The organism is Vibrio rhodolitus (assembly GCF_003350325.1).
GTDB lineage: Bacteria > Pseudomonadota > Gammaproteobacteria > Enterobacterales > Vibrionaceae > Vibrio > Vibrio rhodolitus.
This window is the reverse complement of the sequence record NZ_QLYZ01000048.1, coordinates 1-942: the sequence shown is the minus strand read 5'-3', so window position 1 is coordinate 942 and position 942 is coordinate 1. Positions and strand designations below refer to the sequence as shown.

Sequence of the window (942 nt, the reverse complement as noted above, 5' to 3'; positions counted from 1 at the left end):
ATTTCTTATTCGCTCATCTTCGAGTTCTTTTTCAAGACGTTTAATTTTTTGAGCGGGAGACTCATTAGGTTTGGTAGTCTTATGCATGGCGTTCTTCCTTGGGTTTTGCGTCCAATCCATTTTTCCGTGCTTTCTCAGCCAAGTTAAAACAGTTGAGCGACCTTGGATACCATAAATGGCTTGTGCTTGCTTGTAGGTCATTTCGCCTTTTTCTACGGCATCAACGACCTGCAATTTAAAGCCTAGTGTGTAATCACGCTGAGTGCGCTTAATGTAGAGTTTATTTGAAGTGGTCATAATTCGTCCTCAATGTGTAAACACATTTCAGGACGGGACACAGAATGTAAAAAAGCCCTGCTATTTCTAGCAGGGCTTTTCAATGTGGCGGAGAGATAGGGATTTGAACCCTAGATACGCTATTAACGTATGCCGGTTTTCAAGACCGGTGCTTTCAACCACTCAGCCATCTCTCCACAAATTGTTACTAAAATATAGTCTTACACTAATGATGCTAGATTCTAGTTTTACTCTCAGATTAAATCTGAAAGCTTTATTTAAAGCCTGGCGATGTCCTACTCTCACATGGGGAAACCCCACACTACCATCGGCGCTAATTCGTTTCACTTCTGAGTTCGGCATGGAATCAGGTGGGTCCAAATCGCTATGGTCGCCAAGCAAATTCTTTAATCTGGAAAGCTGTTTTCAGTTCTTACACATTCAATGTTCTATTTGAGTCCAATCAAAACCCCTTGGGTGTTGTATGGTTAAGCCTCACGGGCAATTAGTATCAGTTAGCTCAATGCCTCACAGCACTTACACACCTGACCTATCAACGTCGTAGTCTCCGACAACCCTTTAGGATACTTAAAGTATCAGGGAGAACTCATCTCAAGGCTCGCTTCCCGCTTAGATGCTTTCAGCGGTTATCGATTCCGAACTTAG

At 42.7% G+C, this 942-nt stretch carries 1 protein-coding gene, 1 tRNA gene and 2 rRNA genes; all 4 read right to left on the bottom strand.

Annotated elements, in window-relative coordinates; translation table 11 throughout:
- Nucleotides 1-297, bottom strand: a 297-nt coding sequence (locus DPF93_RS21010) for a helix-turn-helix domain-containing protein (RefSeq protein WP_164675411.1), incomplete at its 3' end; no start/stop codon positions are given.
- 85 nt (nt 298-382) lie between these two features.
- A tRNA-Ser gene (locus DPF93_RS21005) sits at nt 383-473 on the bottom strand.
- A gap of 86 nt (nt 474-559) precedes the next feature.
- Nucleotides 560-675, bottom strand: a 5S ribosomal RNA gene (rrf, locus tag DPF93_RS21000).
- Between the two features lie 85 nt (nt 676-760).
- Nucleotides 761-942, bottom strand: a 23S ribosomal RNA gene (locus DPF93_RS20995); the annotation flags it as partial.